Annotated in this window: 23 protein-coding genes and 1 riboswitch; of the genes, 6 read left to right on the top strand and 17 right to left on the bottom strand. The window is 66.8% G+C overall.

Translation table 11 applies throughout. The features are described 5' to 3' along the window. The first annotated feature begins 7 nt into the window (after positions 1 to 7). Together OCUBac02_RS18665 and rnhA are read left to right on the top strand one after the other, a co-directional pair. The gene (locus tag OCUBac02_RS18665) at positions 8 to 973 is read left to right on the top strand and encodes a homoserine kinase (protein WP_047576600.1); all 966 of its coding nucleotides are present in this window, start codon (positions 8 to 10) and stop codon (positions 971 to 973) included. Beyond that, positions 970 to 1,419, top strand: a complete 450-nt coding sequence (gene rnhA / locus OCUBac02_RS18660; RefSeq protein ID WP_047576601.1) for a ribonuclease HI — start codon at positions 970 to 972, stop codon at positions 1,417 to 1,419. The genes OCUBac02_RS18665 and rnhA overlap by 4 nt, the downstream gene beginning before the upstream one ends. A gap of 19 nt (positions 1,420 to 1,438) precedes the next feature. Here rnhA and OCUBac02_RS18655 read toward each other — a convergent pair whose 3' ends face one another. From OCUBac02_RS18655 to OCUBac02_RS18635, 5 genes are all read right to left on the bottom strand, one after another. Continuing rightward, positions 1,439 to 2,221 (bottom strand): GNAT family N-acetyltransferase, encoded by a 783-nt coding sequence (locus OCUBac02_RS18655; RefSeq protein WP_173047739.1) that lies wholly within the window; start codon positions 2,219 to 2,221, stop codon positions 1,439 to 1,441. Positions 2,222 to 2,240: 19 nt separating this feature from the next. Next, positions 2,241 to 2,690 (bottom strand): GNAT family N-acetyltransferase, encoded by a 450-nt coding sequence (locus OCUBac02_RS18650; RefSeq protein ID WP_173047737.1) that lies wholly within the window; start codon positions 2,688 to 2,690, stop codon positions 2,241 to 2,243. 73 nt (positions 2,691 to 2,763) lie between these two features. Next, entirely contained in the window at positions 2,764 to 2,994 is a 231-nt protein-coding gene (locus OCUBac02_RS18645) for a hypothetical protein (protein ID WP_173047735.1), read from the bottom strand. Positions 2,995 to 3,675: 681 nt separating this feature from the next. Beyond that, complete coding sequence (locus OCUBac02_RS18640) at positions 3,676 to 4,161, bottom strand: peroxiredoxin (protein WP_173047733.1); 486 nt, start codon at positions 4,159 to 4,161, stop codon at positions 3,676 to 3,678. A 53-nt stretch (positions 4,162 to 4,214) separates the two neighbouring features. Beyond that, a complete protein-coding gene (locus tag OCUBac02_RS18635) occupies positions 4,215 to 5,078 on the bottom strand; it encodes a protein-disulfide reductase DsbD domain-containing protein (protein ID WP_173047731.1) in 864 nt (287 codons plus the stop codon). Between the two features lie 261 nt (positions 5,079 to 5,339). On the opposite strand from OCUBac02_RS18635, the gene OCUBac02_RS18630 reads away from it, so the two are divergent. After that, complete coding sequence (locus OCUBac02_RS18630) at positions 5,340 to 5,951, top strand: YqgE/AlgH family protein (protein WP_082009654.1); 612 nt, start codon at positions 5,340 to 5,342, stop codon at positions 5,949 to 5,951. Positions 5,952 to 6,133: 182 nt separating this feature from the next. Here OCUBac02_RS18630 and OCUBac02_RS18625 read toward each other — a convergent pair whose 3' ends face one another. From OCUBac02_RS18625 to coxB, 12 genes are all read right to left on the bottom strand, one after another. Next, a complete protein-coding gene (locus tag OCUBac02_RS18625; protein WP_173047729.1) occupies positions 6,134 to 9,073 on the bottom strand; it encodes an EAL domain-containing protein in 2,940 nt (979 codons plus the stop codon). 77 nt (positions 9,074 to 9,150) lie between these two features. After that, positions 9,151 to 9,750 (bottom strand): GNAT family N-acetyltransferase, encoded by a 600-nt coding sequence (locus OCUBac02_RS18620; protein WP_047580373.1) that lies wholly within the window; start codon positions 9,748 to 9,750, stop codon positions 9,151 to 9,153. 6 nt (positions 9,751 to 9,756) lie between these two features. After that, positions 9,757 to 11,064, bottom strand: a complete 1,308-nt coding sequence (locus OCUBac02_RS18615; RefSeq protein WP_244639225.1) for a M16 family metallopeptidase — start codon at positions 11,062 to 11,064, stop codon at positions 9,757 to 9,759. 29 nt (positions 11,065 to 11,093) lie between these two features. Further along, a complete protein-coding gene (gene thrC / locus OCUBac02_RS18610) occupies positions 11,094 to 12,509 on the bottom strand; it encodes a threonine synthase (RefSeq protein ID WP_173047727.1) in 1,416 nt (471 codons plus the stop codon). Between the two features lie 201 nt (positions 12,510 to 12,710). Next, positions 12,711 to 13,472 carry an SURF1 family protein gene (locus tag OCUBac02_RS18605; RefSeq protein WP_173047725.1) on the bottom strand — a complete coding sequence of 254 codons (762 nt, stop codon included), beginning with the start codon at positions 13,470 to 13,472 and terminating at the stop codon, positions 12,711 to 12,713. After that, on the bottom strand, positions 13,469 to 13,843 hold the full coding sequence (locus OCUBac02_RS18600) for a DUF983 domain-containing protein (protein ID WP_047578267.1): 375 nt from the start codon (positions 13,841 to 13,843) through the stop codon (positions 13,469 to 13,471). Before OCUBac02_RS18600 ends, OCUBac02_RS18605 begins: the two co-directional genes overlap by 4 nt. Positions 13,844 to 13,984: 141 nt before the next feature. Beyond that, on the bottom strand, positions 13,985 to 14,845 hold the full coding sequence (locus OCUBac02_RS18595; RefSeq protein WP_047578265.1) for a cytochrome c oxidase subunit 3: 861 nt from the start codon (positions 14,843 to 14,845) through the stop codon (positions 13,985 to 13,987). A gap of 54 nt (positions 14,846 to 14,899) precedes the next feature. Beyond that, entirely contained in the window at positions 14,900 to 15,511 is a 612-nt protein-coding gene (locus OCUBac02_RS18590) for a cytochrome c oxidase assembly protein (RefSeq protein ID WP_047578264.1), read from the bottom strand. Next, complete coding sequence (locus OCUBac02_RS18585) at positions 15,511 to 15,684, bottom strand: hypothetical protein (protein WP_047578269.1); 174 nt, start codon at positions 15,682 to 15,684, stop codon at positions 15,511 to 15,513. Before OCUBac02_RS18585 ends, OCUBac02_RS18590 begins: the two co-directional genes overlap by 1 nt. Then, the gene (locus OCUBac02_RS18580; RefSeq protein WP_465247730.1) at positions 15,681 to 16,664 is read right to left on the bottom strand and encodes a heme o synthase; all 984 of its coding nucleotides are present in this window, start codon (positions 16,662 to 16,664) and stop codon (positions 15,681 to 15,683) included. The genes OCUBac02_RS18585 and OCUBac02_RS18580 overlap by 4 nt, the downstream gene beginning before the upstream one ends. A 201-nt stretch (positions 16,665 to 16,865) precedes the next feature. Then, on the bottom strand, positions 16,866 to 18,488 hold the full coding sequence (gene ctaD, locus OCUBac02_RS18575) for a cytochrome c oxidase subunit I (protein ID WP_047574140.1): 1,623 nt from the start codon (positions 18,486 to 18,488) through the stop codon (positions 16,866 to 16,868). Between the two features lie 19 nt (positions 18,489 to 18,507). Then, on the bottom strand, positions 18,508 to 19,386 hold the full coding sequence (gene coxB / locus OCUBac02_RS18570) for a cytochrome c oxidase subunit II (protein ID WP_047574139.1): 879 nt from the start codon (positions 19,384 to 19,386) through the stop codon (positions 18,508 to 18,510). A 364-nt stretch (positions 19,387 to 19,750) separates the two neighbouring features. Between coxB and OCUBac02_RS18565 the strand changes: the two genes are divergently transcribed. From OCUBac02_RS18565 to gcvT, 3 genes are all read left to right on the top strand, one after another. Further along, complete coding sequence (locus OCUBac02_RS18565) at positions 19,751 to 20,257, top strand: invasion associated locus B family protein (protein WP_173049694.1); 507 nt, start codon at positions 19,751 to 19,753, stop codon at positions 20,255 to 20,257. Then, the gene (locus OCUBac02_RS18560; RefSeq protein WP_052231943.1) at positions 20,254 to 20,850 is read left to right on the top strand and encodes a hypothetical protein; all 597 of its coding nucleotides are present in this window, start codon (positions 20,254 to 20,256) and stop codon (positions 20,848 to 20,850) included. Before OCUBac02_RS18565 ends, OCUBac02_RS18560 begins: the two co-directional genes overlap by 4 nt. Before the next feature lie 76 nt (positions 20,851 to 20,926). Then, positions 20,927 to 21,017: riboswitch (glycine riboswitch) on the top strand. Positions 21,018 to 21,179: 162 nt separating this feature from the next. Further along, positions 21,180 to 22,334 carry a glycine cleavage system aminomethyltransferase GcvT gene (gcvT, locus tag OCUBac02_RS18555; protein WP_173047723.1) on the top strand — a complete coding sequence of 385 codons (1,155 nt, stop codon included), beginning with the start codon at positions 21,180 to 21,182 and terminating at the stop codon, positions 22,332 to 22,334. The last annotated feature ends 14 nt before the right edge of the window (positions 22,335 to 22,348 follow it).

The raw sequence follows: 22,348 nt of genomic DNA, 5'->3' as shown, positions 1-22,348 counted from the left end.
TGCAAGCGTGGCCGTCTATACCGAAGTGCCCGATGACGAGATGGCCGCCTTCGTGGCGCGCTACGGCATCGGCGAGCTCCTCTCCGCCAAGGGCATCGCCGAGGGCGTCGAGAATTCGAACTACCTGATCCGCACCACGCAGGGCGCCTTCATCCTCACTCTCTACGAGAAGCGGGTTAACCCGGAGGACCTGCCGTTCTTCCTCGGCCTGATCCAGCATCTGGCCGCGCGCGGCGTGATCTGCCCCCAGCCGGTCAGCGACAGCCGTGGCGAGATGCTTGGCCGCCTCGCCGGGCGCCCGGCCGCGATCGTCACCTTTCTCGATGGTCTCTCCGTGCGCCGCCCGACATCGGCCCATTGCCAGGAGCTCGGCCGCGGCCTCGCCCTTCTGCATCAGGCCGGCGCCGATTTCACGATGGAGCGGGTCAATGCGCTTTCCGTGCCGGGCTGGCGTCCGCTCGCCGAGCAGGCGGGCACCGATGCCGACAAGGTCTCGCCGGGCCTCGCGCGCCGCGTCGCCGCCGAGATCGCCGTGCATGAGGCGAGCTGGCCGCAAGACCTGCCGCGCGGCGTGATCCATGCTGATCTCTTCCCCAACAACGTCTTCTTCATCGGCGACCGGCTCTCGGGGCTGATCGACTTCTATTTCGCCTGCACCGACGCCTATGCCTATGACCTCGCGATCTGCCTGAACTCCTGGTGTTTCGAGGCCGACAGCTCGTTCAACCTGACCAAGGGCCAGGCCATTCTCGCCGGCTACGAGAGCGTCCGGCCCCTGAATGAGGCGGAGGTCGAGGCGTTGCCGCAGCTCTGCCGGGGTAGCGCCCTGCGTTTCCTGCTGACGCGCCTTGTCGACTGGCTCAACGTGCCGCCGGGCGCCTTGGTCAAGCCGCATGATCCGCTCGAATACGACCGCAAGCTCGCCTTCCACCAGCGCGTCGCCGACGCCCGCGAATATGGGTTGAAGCGATGAGCGACACGGTCGAAGTCTGGACGGACGGCGCTTGCTCGGGAAACCCTGGTCCCGGCGGCTGGGGCGCGATCCTGACCTTCAATGGCGTCGAGAAGGAACTCTCCGGCGGCGAGGCGCAGACCACCAATAACCGCATGGAACTGATGGCGGCGATCGCCGCGCTGGAGGCGCTGAAGCGCCCGGTCACGGTCGCGCTCCACACCGACAGCCAGTATCTGCGGCAGGGCATCACCGGCTGGATCCATGGCTGGAAGAAGAACGGCTGGAAGACGGCCGACCGCAAGCCGGTCAAGAATGCCGAGCTCTGGCAACGCCTCGAAACCGCGCTCGGCCGCCACAAGATCGAGTGGAAATGGGTCAAGGGCCATGCCGGCGACGCGATGAACGAGCGCGCCGATGCCCTGGCGCGCGCCGGCATGGCGCCGTTCAAGAGCGGTGGTCGCTGATTTTCGCTTGGCCCTGTGCCTAGCACTCGTGCAGGTAATGGGTCAGGCGCAGGAGCGGCTTCATCGCGAGCGATTCTGCGAGGCGGATCGAGGCAATGTTGTCCTCATGGACTTGATAGCGCGCCATCAGCCCGCGCCGCGCCAACTCCTCGAGCGCCGTTCCGACCACGCGCGATCCAAGGCCGCGCCCGCGCTGCTCGGGCCGCGTGACCACGCCGCCGATTTCCCAGACTTGGCCATAGCTCTCGAAGGCGAAGCAGACGGAGAGCGGCTCATCGCCCGAGTCGATCATGCAGGTGAAGGCGCGTCCGCTCGTCAGCAGCGCCGAGAGCCAGTCCTGTTCATGATTCTGCGTGCGATAGAGCGCGTACATGGCATCCGTGGCGCTCTCTCCGACGATGCCCTTGTCACGGCCGGGAATGCGCTCCGATGAGGTGAACGACAGGAAGCTGGTTTTGCGCGCGAGCGGATAGCGTCGCTTGACTACATCGTGCTCGGCTGTGCTGCCCAGCTTGAAGACGATGCCGCTATCTGTTGGCAGTTCGCCGAGCAGCGCCTCCGTCAGTGCGGCATCGTCGCTGCGGATGAGGGCGGCATGGGCCGCCGTCGGATAGGTCTTGCGGTCATAGTCGCTGGCTGCGGTGTCCATCAGGACGAGCGTTGCCGTGCCGACCGGGGAGCATCGCTGAAACGCTCGCGTATGCTGCGGATAGGCCGAGAGATGCTTGAGCAACACGACATTGGCGAGCGGATCGGCGCCGAGCCGCTCGATGACCTCATCCCTGTCCCGGATCGCGATCACGGTTGCTTTCGGTCGCCCCTCAACCCAGCGGCTGGCGGTAGACGATGAAGCCGGACTTGTCGGCGACCTTGTCGTAGAGCGCCTGTCCCTGCAGGTTGGATTCATGCGTCTGCCAGTAGACGCGGTAGCAGTTCTTCACCCGCGCCATCTGGTTCACCGCCTCGATCAGCTTGCGGCCGACGCCGGTGCCGCGCGATTCCGGCACGATGAACAGGTCCTGCAGATAGCAGATCGGCTTTTCGCTCCAGGTCGTGCGGTGGAGCACCCAGTTGACCATGCCGAGCGGCTTGTCGCCCTCGAAGGCGAGGAAGCCGCCCATCGGCTCCTCGCCGCCGGTCAGGCGCCCGAAGGTGATCGCGTCGATGTCAGGCGGCAGGGTAGCCTTGTAAAATTTCAGGTAGCCATGCCAGAGCGGCGTCCAGGCCTCCCGGTCGGTCGCGGCAAGCGGGCGGATGGTGATCTCGGCCATCGGTATTCTCCTCCGACCCGGAAGCTAGCCGGGGCTTCGCGGCTTGTCTCATGACAAGCGCAGATCGGATCGATCAGTGGGGCTGGTCCGATGCCAGGAAGCGCTCGACGGCGCTGGCGCTCAAGGCCTGAGCGGAATCCTCCCTCCAAAGATCGAGAATGATAGTCGCCAGGCGGGCTCTCGCCCGCCTCTGCTGCTGACCGCCGATGGTGTTGACGCTGTTCACCGCCAGCCAAGCCGCATCGAAAGCGCCAGCCAACTTTGCCAGCTCCGCAGGTTCGACAACGAAGCCCTGAAACGGCATGAGCTCTCTCCATGCGCCAGAGAAGTGGAGCAGTTTAAGAGGCGGTGCATTCCTCGCAATGTCAAAAGCTAGGTCGGCTTACGACCCGTAGCGGACATGCCAGATTTGCGGGATCGTGTAGTCAACATCGTTGTCGCGGGCTCCCACAATTCTGCCCGACCTGATTTTGGCTGAGGCGCGGAGACTGACGATGCGGAATGTAATCATGATTGTCGCAATCGCGTCTGCAGTCGATTGCACATCATCGTCGGCGAGGCCGCTCCAGAGTTGCCCGGACGTGCGTTGTCGAGCCATGTACCCATGGGGCCGCCTTTCCACCGAGACGCTGGAACTTGGATGCGGGCGAAATGCCGTCGCGGTGGAAGGTATTGTCGTCGATGTCCAAAATCAGGATGGGAAATGCACTCGCGTCGTGGTTCGGCCCCGAGCGGCGATGGATGGGCCAGAGCGACTATTGATCGACATGTCACCATGCATTTATTGGCGCGGTCGCGTCGGGGATACAATCCGTGGCTTTTTCAAACGCGACCTTTCGGACCAGGGCAGGTTTGACGCATTGGCTTGGTGCTCCCGGTAATCGTCCGCTTTCGACCCTTTGCAGACATTTGCTCCATCCGCCGAGCCAACAAAAAGCCCGCGCAGCGACTGCGCGGGCTTCAATCTCTCTCCGTGCCCTCTGGCTCAGAGTTTGGCGAGCATCGCCTCGGCGCCGGAGGCTTCCGCCTTGCCGGCGGCTTCCTCGACGCTGAGAACCTTCACCACGCCGTTCTCGACCAGCATCGAATAGCGCTGCGAGCGGGTGCCGAGGCCGAAGCCCGAGCCGTCAAGCGACAGGCCGATTTCCTTGGCGAAATCGGCGTTGCCGTCCGAAAGGAACTCGATCACGCCGGCGCCGCCGGTCGCCTTCGACCAGGCGTCCATGACGAAGACGTCGTTGGTGCTGGTCACCATGATGGCGTCGACGCCCTTCGCCTTGATCTCGGCCGCCTTCTCCAGATAGCCGGGCAGGTGGTTGCGATGGCAGGTCGGGGTGAAGGCGCCGGGCACGGCGAAGAGCACCACTTTCTTGCCGGCGAACAGGTCGTCGGTCGTGCGCGCGGCCGGGCCGTCGGCCGTCATGACGCGGAACGTCGCCTGGGGAAGCTTGTCACCCACCTTGATGGTCATCAGCCTGTCTCTCCGTGAAGCCTGCGGCGGAAGGGGCCGCCCGGCCTCACGGATTAGGGCTTGCCGGCGGGGATGTCGAGTTCCAGCCGCGTCTCGATCGGCCGCGGCGTGCCGCGAACGGTGAAGATCAGCGGGATCGGGCCGGCCGCGCCCTTCGGCCGCTCGTCGATCCGGATCTGGGCGAGCACCGTGCCGTCGGCCTGCGGCGTCAATCGCGACTTGCCGAAGGACCACATGCCGGAGCCCTCGACGAAGATATCCTCGATCCGGCCTTCCGCCGGCGGCTGCAGGACGAGGCGCAGGCCCGGATCGACCACGCTGTCGTCGGGCCCGGCATCGACGATCGCGATCTTCTCCCTGTGCGGGCCGGGCCTGGCCGGCACCGGCACGCGCGCTTCGAAGCTCTCGAGCCGCGGCGAGGTGACCGTCGTCACGCCGGGCTCGAGCCACAGGCTGGCCTCGCCCTTGGCCGGGATGCAGATCTTCTCGCAGACGGCATAGTCGAGCTTGAGCACGACCATCACCGGCCGCGACGGATCGACGGGCTGGACCGAGATCGGGATCACGACCTCGCCGACATAGCCGATGGAGTATCCGGCCGAATCCTGGAAGCGCTCCGGCACGGGCCAGCGCACGTCGAGCCCGCCGATATTGGTCGAGCCGGTCCAGTCGAAGGCCGGCGGCACGCCGAACTGGCCGGGGCTGCGCCAGTAGGTCTTGTAGCCCGGCGACATCACGATCTCGACGCCGACGCGCTGCTTCCCGGTCGGCGTCGTCGGGCCCGCGATCAGGCGCAGCTTCGCGTGGTCGCTCGCCGACCAGGGCGAAGTCGCGGCCTCGTTGGCTGCCTCCTGCGCGCCGGCGGCATGGCCGAAAGCAAGGGGCAGCAGTGCCAGCAGGGGAAGAATACGGTTCACGGGCCCAGCCTTTACCGATTGCGAGCCTGAAAAGCGAACAAAACCTGTCTTCCTCCGCCGGTCGATGCCTGAGCGATCGAGCCGGAGCCTGGCGCAGGATTGGGGCACAATCGCGATAATGGCGGTATGGGGGTGCGACGGGCCCTCGGCGCACGAGAATGTGATCCAAGGGCGCGTTCGGTGGGAGGGGTCTTGCGTTTCGGTCGAAGGCGGAGAGCCAAGCCTTGCCGAGACTCCCCGACAGCCTCTAGCATGCAGGTCATGAAGATTGGCTCACAATCGCGCGTCGGCGGCCGCTCCTATCTCGACGGGCAATGCCTGATCGCGATGCCGGGCATGGCGGATTCACGCTTCAGCCGCAGCGTCGTCTATGTCTGCGCCCATTCCGAGGACGGGGCGATGGGCATTATCGTGAATAAGCCGGCGGGCGACACGAAATTTCCGGAGCTGCTCGTCCAGCTCGACGTGATCCCCTCCGAGGAGGCGATCCGCCTGCCGAGCCGGGCCGAGCGCATGCAGGTTCTGCGCGGCGGGCCGGTCGAGACCAAGCGCGGCTTCGTCCTGCACACGGCCGATTTCTTCCTGGAATCGGCGACCCTGCCGATCGACGAGGGCATCTGCCTGACCGCGACGCTCGACATCCTGCGCGCCATCGCCAATGGCGACGGCCCGGAGAATGCGGTGCTGGCGCTGGGCTATGCCGGCTGGGCCGCGGGGCAATTGGAGGCCGAGATCCAGTCGAACGGCTGGCTGCACTGCGCCGCCGATCCCGAACTGCTCTTCGACGAGAGCGTCGAGACCAAGTACCAGCGCGCGCTCGGCAAGATCGGCATCGACCCTGCCTTCCTGTCGCGCGAGGCTGGGCACGCCTGAGAACTGCCCGTTGTCATTCCGGGGCTTTGCGAAGCGAAGAACCCGGAACCCACGACGGGGCGAGCCGCCAGCGACCGCGCATCAAATGTCTCACCCCGTCGTGGGTTTTGGATTCGCGCCTGCGACGCGCCCCGGAATGGCAACGGTGGAATTGGAAGCCCAGCGGAGCTGCTGACGGAGCCTCAAGCCGCCTCGGTCGCCGCCGCAGCCGCCGCGCCCATCAGGCGCCGCGCTTCCGCCGCCGTCATCGGCTGGCCGAAGATATAGCCCTGCGCATACTGGCAGCCGAGCTGGTAGAGCTCGATCGCGTCCGACTCGCTCTCGGCGCCCTCGGCGACGACATCCATGTGGAGATCGGCGGCGAGCTGCACGATCGAGCGCAGGATCACCGGCGGGCGGCCATTGCCCATCTGGCGCACGAAGCTCTGGTCGATCTTGATCGTGTCGAAGGGGAAGCGCTGCAGATAGGACAGCGAGGAATAGCCCGTGCCGAAATCGTCGAGCGAGAGGCCGGCGCCGAGATCGCGGATGCGCTGCAGCATCTGCGCCGCATATTCCGGGTTCTCCATGACAAGGCTCTCGGTGATCTCGAGCTTGAGCGTGCCCGGCAGCACCCGCCGGCGCCCGAGCACGGTCTTCACGTCGTGCAGCAGGTCGTGGCGCAGCAATTGCCGGCTGGAGACGTTGACGCTGGCGAAGATCGGCGGGTCGACCTCCAGCGCCGCCTGCCAGGCTTCCAGCTCGCGCGCCGTCTTGTCCATGACATAGACGCCGAGATCGACGATCAGCCCGGTCTCCTCGGCGATGGCGAGGAAATCCTGCGGCATCAGGCGGCCTTCGCGCGGATGGTCCCAGCGCACCAGGGCCTCGAAACCCGCGATGGTGCGGTCCTCCAGCCGGACGATCGGCTGGTACATGACCTGGATCTCGCCGCGCTCGATCGCCCGGCGCAGGTCGCTTTCCAGCGCCAGCCGGTCGTTGCGGTCGGTGCGCATCGCCGGCACGAAGACCTCGATCTTGTTGCCGCCCTGGCGCTTGGCATGGGCCATGGCAAGCTCGGCATTCTTCAGCGCGTCTTCCTTGCGCGAGGCCGGTGCCGGATCGAACAGGGCAAGCCCGATCGAGGGCGTCAGCACGATCTCGCGCTCGGCATAGGTGATCGGCGTCGACACGGCGCGGCGCACCAGCTCGGCCAGCGCCAGGATGCGCTCGGGATCGCGCTCGGATACGAGGATCATCGCGAAGGTGTCGCCGCCGATGCGGGCGAGCGTGTCCTGGGCCCGGAGCAGCCGGCCGAGACGGCGCGCCAGCGTCAGCAGGATCGAATCGCCGGCTGAGAAACCGACGGATTCGTTGACCTGCTTGAACCGGTCGACATCGATGACGAGCACGGTCGGGCGGATAGTATCGTCGGCGCGGGTGAAGCCGAAAATCGCGCCCAAGCGATCCTGGAACAGTTTGCGGTTGGGCAGGCCGGTCAGGTTGTCGTGAACGGCGTCGTGCAGCAGGCGCTCCTGCGCGGTGCGCTGCTCGGTGACGTCGGCCAGCGTGCCGATGACGCGGATGACCTCGCCGTCCGAGCCGATCACCGGCCGCGCCTTCACGTTGATCCAGTGATAGGCGCCGTTCGCGGAGCGCAGGCGCAGGTCCAGGTTGAGCTTGCCGCGACGCTGCTCCAGCACGGCGTCCAGCGTGACGCGATAGCGGTCGCGGTCGGCGACATGCATATGCTCCAGCCAGCGCGCGGCCGAACCTTCGAGCGCGCCCTTGGGCAGGCCGAGCAGCGTCTCGATCTGCGGGGAGACGAAGACCTTGTCGGAAGAGACGTCCCAGTCGAAGACGAGATCGCCCGCACCGGACAGCGCGAGCGCCCGGCGCTCGGTATCGGAGACCAGCCCCTGCGAGATCGCGCCGCCGGCGAAGGCGTGCTGGATCACGGTGAAGCCGATCAGCAGCACGATCAGGACGAGGCCGCCCAGCAGGGCAGGCGCGACCAGATCGCGCTGGAACTGCCCGGTCACGGTGAAGCTCGCCGCGGTCACCCAGACCGCGAGCAGGAACCAGGTCGGGATCAGCATCACCGCCCGCTCGTAGCCATGCGTCGCCAGATGCACGACGAGGATGAAGCCGATCGCCGCCACCGCCGCGATCGAGATGCGCGCGATGCCGGACGCCATCGGCGCATCGAAGACGGCCAGTCCGATCAGCCCGGCGAGGCCGAGGATCCAGAGCAGCGTGACATGGCCATAGCGTACATGCCAGCGCGACAGGTTGAGATAGGCGAAGAGGAAGACCAGCAGCGTCGCCGCCAGCACGACCTCGGCACCGGCGCGATAGATGCGCTCGATCGCAGGCGTCAGCGGGAACAGGCGCTGGAAGAAGCCGAAATCGAGGCCGGCATAGGCCAGGACCGCCCAGGCCAGCGCCGCTGCGGCCGGAAAGATCACCGCGCCCTTGACCACGAAGATGATGGTCAGGAACAGCGCGAGCAGGCCGGCGATCCCGATGATGATGCCCTTGTAGAGGGTCAGGCCATTGGTCTTCTGCCGGTAGGCCTCGGCCTCGTAGAGATAGAGCTGCGGCAGGTTCGGCGACTTGAGTTCGGCGACGAAGGTGACGGTCGTGCCGGGGTCGAGCGTGATCAGGAAGACGTCGGCATCGGGGCTGGGCTCGCGGTCGGGCGAGAGGCCCTGGCTTGCCGTCACCGCCTCGATCCGCTTGTCGCCGAGATCGGGCCAGATCACGCCCGAGCCGATCAGGCGGTGAAAGGGAGCGACCAGCAGGCGGTCGATCTGCTCGTCGGAATCATTGGTGAGCGCGAACACGATCCAGTCCGGGCGCGCGCCGGATTCGCGCGCCTTGACCGCGATGCGCCGGACGATACCGTCCGGCCCCGGCGCGGTCGAGATCTGGATCACGTCGCCGTCGGATTTGTTGCGCTCGACGACATTGGTCAGGTCGATCACCGGAGCGTCGACCGGGACACGCACCGCCTCGACGGCGAGCGCCGGCAGGGCCGCAGCGCAGAACCACAGGACAAGCCCGGCCAGGGCGAGGCCGACCCGGAAGATGCGCTCGGAAATGGACAAGCTGTGCTCGGCTATCAGGCGGGAAGCGATCATTCGAACTTTAACGAAAAGCCCTATCGGCCGCTCATGGCAAGGGCAAGGCGAAGCGTGGCTGTGGTCAACCGCCGCAGTCACGGCCGGTTTCCGGGCAAGGCATCGGTCGAGAGCGCGGCATAGAGCAGGTGGTCGGCCCAGTTGCCGTTGATCTTGAGATAGGCCCGCGCCAGCCCTTCACGCTGGAAGCCGACACGCTCGAGCAGGCGCCGCGACGGTTCGTTATTGGGCAGGCAGGCGGCCTCGACGCGGTGCAGCGCCAGGTCGGAGAAGGCGAAGCGCACGGCGCCGCGTACGGCCTCCGTCATATGGCCCTTGCCGGCATGGCGCCGGCCCATCCAGTAGCCGAGCGTGCAGGCCTGCGCGACGCCGCGCCGGATCAGGCCGAGCGTCAGCCCGCCGAGCAGGGCTTCCGTGCCCGCTTCGAAGATGAAGAGGGAATAGGCCTCGTCGGTCGAAATCTCGCGTGCCGCCCGCTTGGCGCGCAGGCGGAAGGAGGCGCGGGTCAGGTCGTCCTCGTTCCAGGTCGGTTCCCAGGGCGTCAGGAACTCGCGGCTTTCCATGCGCAGCACGGCCCAGGCCGCATGGTCTCCGGCCTGGGGCGCGCGCAGATAGAGGTTCGGCGTCCGGATCAGCGGGCGGCTCGGCGGCTCGCTCGGGAAACGGAAGAGAGCCATCGCCGGTCAGTCCGCCGCCCGGGCCGCGTGACGCAGGCGCTTGGCCGGCGGCAGGCCATGGGTCGGGCCGACGGCCGCGATCGTCGGCTGGTGCCCGAGCAGGGAGCGGCCGGCGGCGCGCACGTCTTCGAGCGCCACCGCATCGAGCCGTGCGGCCAGCTCCTCGCGCGGGATCGCCCGGCCGAAGAGCAGCACCTGCCGCGCCATCTGCTCCAGCTTGCCGCCGGGGCTTTCGAGCGAGGCCAGCAGGCCGACCTTCATCTGGGCGCGGGCGCGGGCGACTTCCGCTTCGCTGACATCCTCCGCCGCCTGGCGCAGGCAGCCGAGCGCGACCTCGATCAGTTCGCCGGCATCCTCGGGCGCCGTGCCGGCCCCGATGCCGAAGACGCCGCAATCGGAGAAGGGCCAGTGGAAGGCGTCGATCGCATAGGCGAGGCCGCGCTGCTCGCGCACCTCCTGGAACAGGCGCGACGACAAGCCGCCGCCGAGGACCGACGCGAAGATCTGCAGGGCGTAGTGCTGGCCGCCCTTGAAGGGCAGGCCGGGCAGGCCGAGCACGAGATGAACCTGCTCCTCGTCGCTGCCGATGCGGGCTTCGCCGCCGCGATACTCGCCCGCCTCGCGTGCAAGCGGCTGGGCCGGGGTCGCGGGCAGCTTTGAGAGATGCTCCCTGGCAAGCGCCACCAGCTCGTCATGGTCGACAGCGCCGGAGGCGGCGAGCACCATGTTGCCGGCATGGTAGTTGCGGGCGAGATAGGCGCGGATCGCGTCGGGCGTGAAGCCCTTCACCGTCTTGGCGGTGCCGAGGATCGGCCGGCCGATCGGCTGGTCGGGAAAGGCGGCCTGCAGGAAGCGGTCATAGACGAGGTCATCGGGCGTATCCTGCACGGCCGAAATCTCCTGCAGGATCACGCCCTTCTCGCGCTTCAATTCTTCCTCGGTCAGGGAGGGCGAGGTGATGATGTCGGCGAGGATGTCGACGGCGAGGCCGAGATCCGATCCGAGCACGCGGGCGGTGTAGCAGGTGTATTCGACGGAGGTCGCGGCGTTCAGGTCGCCGCCGACGCTCTCGATCTCCTCGGCGATCTCAAGCGCGCTGCGGCGCGCCGTACCTTTGAACGCCATATGCTCGAGCAGATGGGCGAGCCCGTGCTCGTTCGGAAGCTCGTCGCGCGAACCGGCCCCGATCCAGATACCGAGCGAGACGGTCGCGGCATGGTCCATGCGCTGCGAGACGACGCGCAGCCCGGAGGGCAGGGTGGTCAGGGCGACATCGGGGTCGTGAGGCCCGTCCGGCCGTGCCGGCGCGGCCAGCCCGGCTTCCTCGATCGGAGCGGTCGCGCTCACGCCGCCGCTCCGCGCACGGCCCGCGCATGCTCGCGTACGAAGGCCTCGACTTTGCCGAGATCGTTCGGCAGCAGCGTCACGCGCTCGTTGCGCTCCATCAGATCGGCGAGATGGGCCGGAAGCACCGGCTCGACGCCGCTGGCAGCCTTCACCGCTGCCGGAAACTTGGCGGGATGGGCCGTGCCGAGCACGATCATCGGCGTCGCAGGGTCGCGCTTCAGTGCCTGCCGGGCCGCGCCGACGCCGATCGCGGTATGCGGATCGAGCAGGTAGCCGGCCTCGGTCCAGCTCTTGCGGATCTCGCTGGCGATCTCGTCCTCGCTCTGCGAAGCCGCGTCGAACTCGCCGCGGATGCGCTGGAGCGCTGCGCCGGCGATCTCGAAGCGGCCGGATTGCTGCAGCGACTGCATCAGCCGGCGGACAGTGGCGCCGTCGCGGCCATGCGCCTCGAACAGCAGGCGCTCGAAATTCGAGGAGATCTGGATGTCCATCGAGGGCGAGGTCGTCGCCTGGACGCCGCGCATCTCATAGGCGCCGGTTTCGAGCGTGCGCGCCAGGATGTCGTTGCTGTTGGTCGCGATGCCCAGCCGCTCGACCGGCAGACCCATCTGCTTGGCGACCCAGCCGGCGAGGATGTCGCCGAAATTGCCGGTCGGCACCGTGAAGGAGACCTTCCGCCCCGGCCCGCCCAGCGAGACGGCCGCCGTGAAGTAATAGACCACCTGCGCCGCGATGCGGGCCCAGTTGATCGAGTTGACGCCCGAGAGCCCGATCTCGTCGCGGAAGGCGTGATGGTTGAACATCGCCTTCACGAGGTTCTGGCAATCGTCGAAGGTGCCTTCGACCGCGATGGCATGGACGTTGTCGGCATCGACCGTGGTCATCTGCCGGCGCTGCACGTCGGAGACGCGGCCTTGCGGGTAGAGGATGAATACGTCGACGCTCTTCAGGCCCTTGAAGGCGTCGATGGCCGCGCCGCCCGTGTCGCCCGAGGTCGCGCCGACGATGGTGGCGCGCTGGCCGCGCTGCCCGAGCACATGATCCATCAGCCGGCCGAGCAGTTGCATCGCCACGTCCTTGAAGGCGAGCGTCGGGCCGTGGAACAGCTCCAGCACGAAGAGATTGTCGCCGATCTGCGTCAGCGGGCAGACGGCCGGGTGGCGGAAGCCGGCATAGGCCTCGCCGATCATGCCGGACAGCGCGCCGCTCTCGATATCGCCATCGGTGAGCGCGCCGAGCACGCGCTCGGCGACGGCCTTATAGGGCTTCCCGGCGAAGCCCGCGATCTCCGTGGTGGTGAGTTTGGGCCAGCTCTGCGGTAGGTAAAGTCCGCCGTCGCGGGCAAGCCCGGTCAGGAGCGCGTCGGAAAAGCTGAGCGCCGGGGCTTCACCCCGGGTGGAAACATGCAGCACGATCTTGGCCTCGGTGATCTCAGCCTGATGCTATAGGCCGGTCCGGCGCTTTGGGCAAAACGGTTTGACTATCGAGCCCTCATCCTGAGGAGCCGCGCAGCGGCGTCTCGAAGGATGCTCCGGTAGGTTCCGGAATCATCTGGAGCATCCTTCGAGACGCGCTTCTGCGAAGCGCTCCTCAGGATGAGGGCTTGCCGGGATTTAGGCGCTCGTCTTCCGGGTCTGCCAGACCCAGGCCGCGAACAAGCCGAGCAGGGTCAGCGCCAGCCCGAACCAGGTCAGCGCATATTGCAGGTGGTTGTCCGGGATCCGTGCGATCAGCTCGCGCACATCGACGCCGGCGGGCGGCGTCATGCCGTCGCCCTCGCGGGCGGCCTCCAGATAGAAGGGTGCCGCCGGCTGGCCGAGCGAGGCTGCGATCGCGGCCGGGTCGCGCGTGTAGAATTCGCGGATCGCCGGCAAGTCCTGCGGGGTGAAGCTGTTGCGGCTTTCCGGGGCCCGCAGGAAGCCGGCTATCGTGTCGGGGCCGCTGGCCGGGCCGATCTGGCCGAGACGGCTTTCCGGGACGAAGCCGCGATTGACCAGGATGATCCCGCCATCCTCCAGCTTGAACGCCTGGAAGATCCAGCGCCCGAAGCCGGACAATTGCCGGCTGCCGGGCGGGCCGGCGGCGATGGTGGTGCGCACCCCGGCGATGCGGTCGTCGACATAGCTGCCCTTGGCGACGACATGGGTCAGGTCGAGTGCAGCGGCATCGAGTTTCGCCCAGTCGGCGCTCGGCGGCATCGCGGCCGGCTTTCCCGCGGCTTCCCGCTGCAGGCGCTCGATATAGGCGTGCTTCTCGCCCATGCGCTGGAGCTGCCAGGTGCCGAGCGTGCACAGCACCAGCACGCCGGCGACGGTCAGCAGCGTCGGCAGCAGCAGGCCGGGCTTGCGCGGGGTGGAGGGCGACACGGCGGTCACGATTCGCGCCTGCCTTCCTCGGCCTTGTGGGCATATTGCAAGGCGACGGCGAGTCCCTTCATCGGCCTGAGCAGGCCGAGGCAGATCAGGATAGCCAAGGGCAGCCAGATCATCAGATGCAGCCAGATCGGCGGCTCATAGGCGATCTCCACATAGAGCGCCGCGCCGAGCACGATGAAGCCGGCGATCAGCATGATGAACACGGCCGGGCCATCCGCCGAATCGGCGAATTTGTAGTCGAGCCCGCAGGCATTGCAGCGCGGCTTGAGCTTGAGGAATCCGTCGAACAGCGCGCCCTCACCGCAGCGCGGGCAGCGACCTGCCAGCCCCGTCGAATAGGGGGAGGGGAGTGTGGGTTCAGGAGCGGCCATCGCAGCCTCCCTTGGCATCGGCCGAAAAGCGGAACGCTGCTTTCGGGGAAGTCGATGCAAAATCAAAAGGTCGAAACAGGAAAGGCGGCCTCGCGGCCGCCTTCCGGACGTTGACCGCGAAAGCGCGGTTGAGCGGCGGCGTCAGTGTCCGGCGGCCGGTGCGCCCGCGCCCCAGACATAGATCGCGGCGAACAGGAACAGCCAGACCACGTCGACGAAGTGCCAGTACCAGGCGGCGAATTCGAAGCCGAGATGCTGGTCCGGCTTGAAGTGGCCGAGATAGGCCCGGTACAGGCAGACCGCCAGGAAGATCGTGCCGATGATGACATGCGCGCCGTGGAAGCCCGTCGCCATGAAGAAGGTGGCGCCGTAGATGTGGCCCTTGAAGCCGAAAGTGGCGTGCGAATACTCGTAAGCTTGGCAGACCGTGAACAGGATGCCGAGGATGACGGTCAGCCACAGCGCCTGCTTCAGGCCGGCGCGATCGTTGTTGATCAGCGCATAATGCGCCCAGGTCACGGTCGTGCCCGAGGTCAGCAGGATCAGCGTGTTGAGCAGCGGCAGGTGCCAGGGATCGAAGGTCTCGATGCCCTTCGGCGGCCAGTGCCCGCCGGTGAAGTCGTAGCGCAGGTAGTTGATGTGCTCGCCGGCGAAGAGGCTGGCATCGAAATAGGCCCAGAACCAGGCGACGAAGAACATCACCTCGGAGGCGATGAACATGATCATGCCATAGCGGTGATGGATCTGGACGACGCGGGTGTGGTGGCCTTCGCGCTCGGCCTCGCGCACCACGTCCATCCACCAGGAGAGCATCGTGTAGAGAACGCCGAGCAGGCCGGCGCCGAACACCAGCGGGCCGAGATGCATGCCGCCGACCGGCAGCGCCTTCATCCACATCACTGCGCCGATCGCCATGATCGTCGCGCTGGCGGCGCCGACGAGCGGCCACGGGCTCGGATCGACGAGGTGGTAATCGTGGTGCTTCGTATGGGCCCCGGCCATCGTATTCAGTCTCCGCGTACGGCTTTTTGTCCGCGCTTCTGCTCTAGCGTGGTTCTACAGTTTAGAATTGCTCGCGTCACCCTTGACGGTGCCGGTCTTGCCTTCCGCGACGGGCTGGCCCGACTTGGAGGCGAAATAGGTATAGGACAGCGTGATGGCGTGGACGCCGTCGAGCTCGCGATTCCCCGCGATCTCCGGGTCGATATAGAACACCACCGGGGCCTCGAAGCTCTCGCCGGGCTTCAGCGTATGCTCGGTGAAACAGAAGCACTGGATCTTGACGAAATAGGCCGCGGCCTTGTCCGGAGCGACATTGTAGGTCGCGATGCCCGTCACCGTGCGGTCCGAGCGATTCGTCATCTTGTAGAACACGGTCTGGGTCTCGCCGACCCTGACCTTGATCTCCGGGCTTTCCGCCTCGAATTTCCAGCCGAGCCCTGGCGCGACATTGGCGTCGAAGCGCACCGCCATCGTGCGGTCGAGGATCTTGCCGGCGCCGGCCGTGCCGGTCATCGGCGTGCCGCCGAAGCCCGTGACCTTGCAGAACAGGTCGTAGAGCGGCACCGCCGCGAAGGATGCGCCGAGCATGCCGAAGGCGATGCCGGTGCAGAGCAGCGCGGTTCGTGCCGGATTGCCCCTGCGCGGCTGAGGAACGGGCGTCGTCATCACAGAGGCCGGTTCAGGATCGCGGGGCCGGTCTTTACCAGCGTCACCACGAAGAAGAAGATCACGAGCCCGCCGAGCACCAGCGCCAGCGCGATCGAGCGGCGGCGGCGGCGCGCCATGTCCTCGGGCGAGAACGGGGCGGGGGCGGGCTGCTGCGGGCGGGGCTCGCTCATCCCAGCACCTTCGGCAGGGCCCACATCAGCCCGAAGCCGTTTTCGACGATCAGCACGGCGAACAGCAGGAAGAGATAGAGGATCGAGAAGCCGAACAGCGACCAGCAGGCCTTGGTCGCGGCCGGCCCCTCGGTCCGCAGCCAGACCTGGATCGACAGCGCGATCATGACGAGGCCGGTCGAGACCGACACGGTGAGATAGAGCAGGCCGCCGAAGCCCATCAGCGCCGGCAGGACGGCGACCGGCGCCATGATCAGCGAATAGAGCACGATCTGCCGGCGCGTCGCGGCCGGGCCGGCGACATTCGGCATCATCGGAATGCCGGCGCGGGCGTAGTCGCCGGACTTTACCAGCGCCAGAGCCCAGAAATGCGGCGGCGTCCACAGGAAGATGATCGCGCACAGCACGATGGAGTGCCAGCCGAAATCGCCCGTCACGACGGCTTCGCCGATCATCGGCGGGAAGGCGCCGGCGGCGCCGCCGATCACGATGTTCTGCGGCGTCCAGCGCTTCAGCCACATCGAATAGACGACGGCGTAGAAGAAGATGGTGAAGGCCAGCATCGCCGCGGCGAGCGCGTTGGCGACGAGCCCGAGCACCAGCACGGAGCCGATCGACAGCGTCAACCCGAAGGCCAGAGCTTCCGAAGGCAGAATACGGCCAGACGGGATCGGCCGCTTGGCGGTGCGGCTCATCAGCGCGTCGATATCGGCGTCGTACCACATGTTGAGGCAGCCCGACGCGCCGGCCCCGACCGCGATCGCCAGCAGCGCGGCGAGGCCGAGGACGGGATGCACCGAGCCCGGCGCGGTCGCCATGCCGGTCAGCGCCGTGACGATGACCAGCGACATCACGCGCGGCTTCAGCAGCGCGAAGAAATCGCGCGCTTCGCCGGTGGAGGCTGTCAGGCTCTCGGTGCGGGTGTCGAACGCAGCGGACATCGGTCTATTCGTCTTCGTACTCTTGTGAACGGCGCCCATGGGCGCGAGGTCTTCGCGGCGGGTGGCCGCCCGTCTCCGGAACGCCCTTCGGGGCGCTCGGGGGAAGGGCGGCGGCGGACCATTCAAGGCCCGCCGCCTCGAGCATCGAACCGAAAGGTGGAACCCACTCTTCGGACGTATCAGGTGCTCCAGCAATCGGCGAGATCATCGCGCGTCCATCGACGCGCGATGATCGAAGTCTCAGTGGTCCGAGCCGGTGATGCGCGGCAGCGTCTCGAACTGGTGGAACGGCGGCGGCGAGGACAGGGTCCATTCCAGCGTCGTCGCGCCTTCGCCCCATGGATTGTCGCCGGCAAGCTGCTTCTTCGTGAAGGCCACCACGAGGCCGTAGAAGAAGATCAGCAGGCCGAAGGCGAAGATGTAGGAGCCGATCGACGACCAGAAATGCCAGCCCGCGAAGGCATCGGGATAGTCGACATAGTGACGCGGCATGCCGGCCAGCCCGAGGAAATGCTGCGGGAAGAACAGCAGGTTCGCGCCGACGAAGGCGACCCAGAAGTGCAGGCGGCCGATCCAGTCCGGGATCACGTAGCCGCTCATCTTCGGGAACCAGTAGTAGAAGCCCGCGAAGATGCCGAACACGGCGCCGAGCGACAGCACGTAGTGGAAATGGGCCACGACGTAATAGGTCGCATGCAGCGAGCGGTCGACGCCGGCATTGGCCAGCACGACGCCGGTGACGCCGCCGACGGTGAACAGGAAGATGAATCCGATCGCCCAGACCATCGGCGCGGTGAAACGGATCGAGCCGCCCCACATCGTCGCGATCCAGGAGAAGATCTTGATGCCGGTGGGCACCGCGATGACCATCGTCGCGAACACGAAATAGCGCTGCGTGTTGAGCGAGAGGCCGGCGGTGTACATGTGGTGCGCCCACACGATGAAGCCGACGACGCCGATCGCGACCATGGCGTAGGCCATTCCGAGATAGCCGAAGATCGGCTTCTTCGAGAAGGTCGAGATGATGTGGCTGACGATGCCGAAGGCCGGCAGGATCATGATGTAGACTTCGGGGTGGCCGAAGAACCAGAACAGATGCTGGTACAGGATCGGGTCGCCGCCGCCGGCCGGGTCATAGAAGGTCGTGCCGAAATTGCGATCCGTCAGCAACATGGTGATGGCGCCCGCCAGGACCGGCAGCGACAGGAGCAGCAGGAAGGCGGTGACCAGCACGCCCCAGGCGAAGAGCGGCATGCGGTGCATCGTCATGCCCGGCGCGCGCATGTTCAGGATCGTGGTGATGAAGTTGATCGCGCCCAGGATCGAGGCGGCACCGGCCAGGTGCAGCGACAGAATGCCGAAATCGACCGAGGGGCCGGGGTGGCCGGCCGTCGAGAACGGCGGATAGACCGTCCAGCCCGTGCCGACGCCCTTCGCGCCCGGCGCGCCCTCGACGAACATCGAGATGATCATCAGGACGAAGGCGGCGACCGTCAGCCAGAACGAGATGTTGTTCATGCGCGGGAAGGCCATGTCCGGCGCGCCGATCATCAGCGGCACGAACCAGTTGCCGAAGCCGCCGATGACGGCGGGCATGACCATGAAGAAGATCATGATCAGGCCGTGGCCGGTGACGAAGACGTTGTAGCTCTGGCCGTTGGCGAAGATCTGCAGGCCGGGCTGCTGCAGCTCGATGCGCATCATGATCGAGAGGAAGCCGCCGACGAGCCCCGCCATGATCGAGAAGATCAGGTAGAGCGTGCCGATGTCCTTGTGGTTGGTCGACAGGAGCCACCGGCGCCATCCGGTCGGATGGTCGTGATGGGCCTCGTCATGGCCGTGAGCGTGAGCCGCTGTTGCCATCGTTCTTCTCCTCGGCGACTTACTTGGACGCGGCAGCGAACTTGCTGCCCGCGTCTTCGGCATTGGCGAATTTCTGCTTCGCTTCCGCGAGCCAGGCGGCATAGCGCTCCTGGCTGACGACGCGGACGGCGATCGGCATATAGGCGTGGTCCTGGCCGCAGATGAACGAGCACTGGCCGTAATAGATGCCCTCGCGCTCCGCCTTGAACCAGGTTTCGTTCAGGCGGCCGGGGATGGCGTCGATCTTGATGCCGAAGGACGGGACCGTGAACTTGTGGATGACGTCGGAGGCCGTGACCTGGACGCGCACGATCTTGCCGACCGGGATGACCGCCTCGTTGTCGACGGCGAGCAGGCGGGGCGCCTCGGCCGCGGCGATCTTGTTGCTGGCGATCGCCTTGGCGCGATCTTCCTCGTTCAGCATCAGCGAATCGAAGGTGAAGCCGCCGTTCTCCTTCGGATACTCGTAGGTCCAGCGCCACTGGTTGCCGGTGACCTTCACGGTCATGTCGGCCTGCGGCACCTCGAGCTGCAGCTTGAGCAGACGGAAGGACGGAATCGCGATCACGACGAGGATCAGGACCGGGATCACGGTCCAGCAAACTTCGAGGAGAGCGTTGTGCGTGGTCTTGGAGGGAACCGGGTTCGCCTTCTCGTTGAAGCGGAAGACGACGTAGATCAGCAGCGCCAGCACGAAGAGCGTGACGATGGCGATGATGATGTTCAGCCAGTCATGGAACCAGTGGATGAATTCGGCGACGGGGGTGACCGCGCCCTGCAGGTTCATCTGCCAGGGGGAGGGCATGCCGGTGCCGGCGAGCGCCGGGACGGTCGCCAGCGCGGCGACGGCAAGGGCCGTGGCGGCCGCTGTTGCAAAGGTCCTGCTCAGAAATCGCATCGATCCCACATGCTCCTCAATCGACCTGCATGGGAGCCGACCGACTTTGGTCCCTGTTGCGGCTCCATGCACGAAGGGGCGACCGCGAAGTCGCCTCGTTCTTCGGGATTGCGATAAATCAAAGATCACGCTTGCGCCAGTGGGGCAATGAAGACTGCCCCCATCGACCATGCGGCATAATCGCACGAGGCCTTGACGTGCGCGCCCGGCCGCCATGCCGCCTTGACAGGACCCACCCTGCATGGTCCGAACGCGTTTTATGTTGAGAGGCGGCGGGATTCTCTGGCGCGGTCGGCGTTTTGCCTGAATTCTGCGCTTCTGCTGCGGTTTCAAAAAGTCGGGTTTCGAAGGGATGGCAGGGATGATGAGGATCATCGGAGCGTTGGGCGCGCTGGCGCTGGCGCTCATGGGGACAAGCCTCGCCGCCGGCTCCGCTTTCGCGCAGGGCGCGGTGCGCTCCACACATGGCGACTGGCAGATGCGCTGCGAGGTGCCGCCGGGCGCCAAGGCCGAGCAATGCGCGCTCGTCCAGAACGTCGCGGCCGAGGACCGGCCGAATCTGACGCTCCTCGTCATCGTGCTCAAGACGGCGGACCAGAAGAGCCGGCTGCTGCGTGTCGTCGCCCCGCTCGGCGTGCTGCTGCCCTCGGGCCTCGGCCTCAAGATCGACGACAAGGATATCGGCCGCGCCGGCTTCGTGCGCTGCCTGACCACCGGTTGCGTGGCGGAGGTCGTCATGGACGACACCCTGCTGGGCCAGCTCAAGGGCGGCAAGAGCGCGACCTTCATCGTATTCCAGACGCCGGAAGAGGGGGTAGGCGTGCCTGTCTCCCTCAACGGCTTCGGCCAGGGCGTGGAGGCGCTGCCGTGATCGATCACACTCTTCGTCAGGGCCGCTGGCTCGCCTTGCCGCTGCTGTGCCTCGGCCTTGCCGGCTGCGGCTCGGGCTCGTCCTCGTCGGCGGGCAACACCGCGCTCAACGTCATCATGTTCCAGTCCACCACGCCCCCGCCGGCAGACCAGTTGCCGAAGGACGACGAGGATGGGCCTCTGGTCTGCCCGGAGGTCATCGTCTCCGATGGCGGCGCCGCGATCCGTGCGCAGTCGGGGCAGGATTCGAGCGGCCTGCGCTACCAGATCTCGATCACCGACGTCGCGCGCCAGTGCACGACGACGGGCGGCGGTGCCTTCACCCTCAAGGTCGGCGTCGAGGGCAGGGTGCTGCTCGGCCCGGCCGGCACGCCGGGCAATTACGGCGCGACCCTGACCACCACCGTCACCCGTGCCAACAAGGTCATCGGCAAGCGCAGCGCGCGTGTCGGCGCGGCGATTCCGTCGGGCCAGAGCGGCGCCGATTTCACCCATGTCGAGGATGGCATTCTGGTGCCGGCCGGCCAGGGCGATATCGAAATCTTCGTGGGGCTCGGCGGCGGGGCTGCCGCGCCGGCGCGCAGGCGCCGCTGATAAAACAGCTTTGCCGTGAAAGACGACGGCGCGCCGATTGACTCGCCCGGCGCGTCTTGTATCTGTGCCGAAGCCGCATATCCCCGCGGGAGAGACCGGGCTTCGGGCCCGGCGCCGAAGGCGCAACCGCCCCGGAAACGCTCAGGCAAAAGGGCCGCTGGGGATTTGGCGCTCTGGAAAGCGGCGGGCAGCGATGCCCGCCCACCGACGGGTGTAACTCGTCCGATCTCATGGGTCGGGCGGGGAAATCTCTCAGGTGCCGAGACAGAGGGGGCGCGTTCCGGACACTATCGTCCGGGGCTTGCGCTTGACTCTGGGAGGGGCATGCCATGGCTGCCGAGGCCGATAACGATACCGCCGGCGCGGCCGCGCCGCTGAAGACCCCGCTGCATGCGCGCCATGTCGCGCTCGGCGCCCGCATGGTGCCCTTCGCCGGCTACGACATGCCGGTGCAGTATCCCGCCGGCATCCTGACCGAGCATAACTGGACGCGGGAGAAGGCCGGGCTCTTCGACGTCTCGCATATGGGCCAGTGCTTCCTGATCGGCCCCGATCACGAGACCACGGCGAAGGCGCTCGAAGCGCTGATCCCCGCCGATATCGTCAATCTCGCCCCCGGCAAGCAGCGCTACTCGCAGCTCCTCAACGAGGAGGGCGGCATCCTCGACGACCTGATGGTGACGCGCTCGATCGATCCCGACGAGGACGGTGCGCTTTATGTCGTCGTCAACGCCGCCTGCAAGGATGCCGACTACGCCCATATCGAGGCGCGCCTGCCGGCCAATGTGAAGCTCATCAAGGCCGAGCATCGCGGCCTGATCGCGCTGCAGGGCCCGGGCGCCGAGGCGGCACTCGCGAAGATCGCTCCGGAAGCCGCCGAAATGGGCTTCATGTCCTCGCGCACCATGAAGGTCGCCGGTATCAAGGCCAATGTCAGCCGCTCCGGCTATACCGGCGAGGACGGCTACGAGATCTCTGCCGCAGCCGACAGGATCGGCGAGATCTGGGACACGCTGCTGCTCGACGGCAGCGTCAAGCCGATCGGTCTCGGCGCCCGTGATTCGCTGCGTCTCGAAGCCGGCCTGTGCCTCTACGGCCACGACATCGACACCACGACCTCGCCGGTCGAGGCCGCGCTGAACTGGTCGATCCAGAAGCGCCGCCGCGAGGAGGGGGGCTTCCCCGGTGCGGCGCGCGTCCAGCGCGAGCTGGCCGAGGGTGTCTCGCGCATCCGCGTCGGCCTGAAGCCCGAGGGCCGCGCTCCGGCCCGCGAGGGCACCGAGATCGCGACGCCCGAGGGCGAGGTGATCGGTGTCGTGACCTCGGGCGGATTCGGCCCGACGCTCAACGGCCCCTGCGCCATGGGCTATGTCGCCAAGGCCCATTCCGCGCCGGGCACGCAGCTCAACCTGATCGTGCGCGGAAAGCCGCTGCCGGCCGTCGTGGCGACGATGCCCTTCGTGCCGAACGGCTACAAGCGCTGAACCCTTTCCCAGAC

The organism is Bosea sp. ANAM02, from assembly GCF_011764485.1.
In the GTDB taxonomy this organism is placed as follows: Bacteria; Pseudomonadota; Alphaproteobacteria; order Rhizobiales; family Beijerinckiaceae; genus Allobosea.
Note: the sequence above shows the minus strand (reverse complement) of the source record. Positions and strands in the feature narration are given on the sequence as shown.

Excerpts from the sequence above, each read along its gene's own strand:
- OCUBac02_RS18640 (WP_173047733.1), bottom strand. The coding sequence starts at position 4,161 with ATGACCATCAAGGTGGGTGACAAGCTTCCCCAGGCGACGTTCCGCGTC.
- OCUBac02_RS18595 (WP_047578265.1), bottom strand. The coding sequence starts at position 14,845 with ATGGCCGGGGCCCATACGAAGCACCACGATTACCACCTCGTCGATCCG.
- OCUBac02_RS18620 (WP_047580373.1), bottom strand. The coding sequence starts at position 9,750 with ATGGCTCTCTTCCGTTTCCCGAGCGAGCCGCCGAGCCGCCCGCTGATC.
- OCUBac02_RS18625 (WP_173047729.1), bottom strand. The coding sequence starts at position 9,073 with ATGATCGCTTCCCGCCTGATAGCCGAGCACAGCTTGTCCATTTCCGAG.
- OCUBac02_RS18580 (WP_465247730.1), bottom strand. The coding sequence starts at position 16,664 with ATGGGCGCCGTTCACAAGAGTACGAAGACGAATAGACCGATGTCCGCT.
- coxB (WP_047574139.1), bottom strand. The coding sequence starts at position 19,386 with ATGCGATTTCTGAGCAGGACCTTTGCAACAGCGGCCGCCACGGCCCTT.
- OCUBac02_RS18645 (WP_173047735.1), bottom strand. The coding sequence starts at position 2,994 with ATGCCGTTTCAGGGCTTCGTTGTCGAACCTGCGGAGCTGGCAAAGTTG.
- OCUBac02_RS18590 (WP_047578264.1), bottom strand. The coding sequence starts at position 15,511 with ATGACGACGCCCGTTCCTCAGCCGCGCAGGGGCAATCCGGCACGAACC.
- gcvT (WP_173047723.1), top strand. The coding sequence starts at position 21,180 with ATGGCTGCCGAGGCCGATAACGATACCGCCGGCGCGGCCGCGCCGCTG.
- OCUBac02_RS18630 (WP_082009654.1), top strand. The coding sequence starts at position 5,340 with ATGAAGATTGGCTCACAATCGCGCGTCGGCGGCCGCTCCTATCTCGAC.
- OCUBac02_RS18600 (WP_047578267.1), bottom strand. The coding sequence starts at position 13,843 with ATGGCCGCTCCTGAACCCACACTCCCCTCCCCCTATTCGACGGGGCTG.
- OCUBac02_RS18565 (WP_173049694.1), top strand. The coding sequence starts at position 19,751 with ATGAGGATCATCGGAGCGTTGGGCGCGCTGGCGCTGGCGCTCATGGGG.
- OCUBac02_RS18650 (WP_173047737.1), bottom strand. The coding sequence starts at position 2,690 with ATGGCCGAGATCACCATCCGCCCGCTTGCCGCGACCGACCGGGAGGCC.
- ctaD (WP_047574140.1), bottom strand. The coding sequence starts at position 18,488 with ATGGCAACAGCGGCTCACGCTCACGGCCATGACGAGGCCCATCACGAC.
- OCUBac02_RS18585 (WP_047578269.1), bottom strand. The coding sequence starts at position 15,684 with ATGAGCGAGCCCCGCCCGCAGCAGCCCGCCCCCGCCCCGTTCTCGCCC.
- rnhA (WP_047576601.1), top strand. The coding sequence starts at position 970 with ATGAGCGACACGGTCGAAGTCTGGACGGACGGCGCTTGCTCGGGAAAC.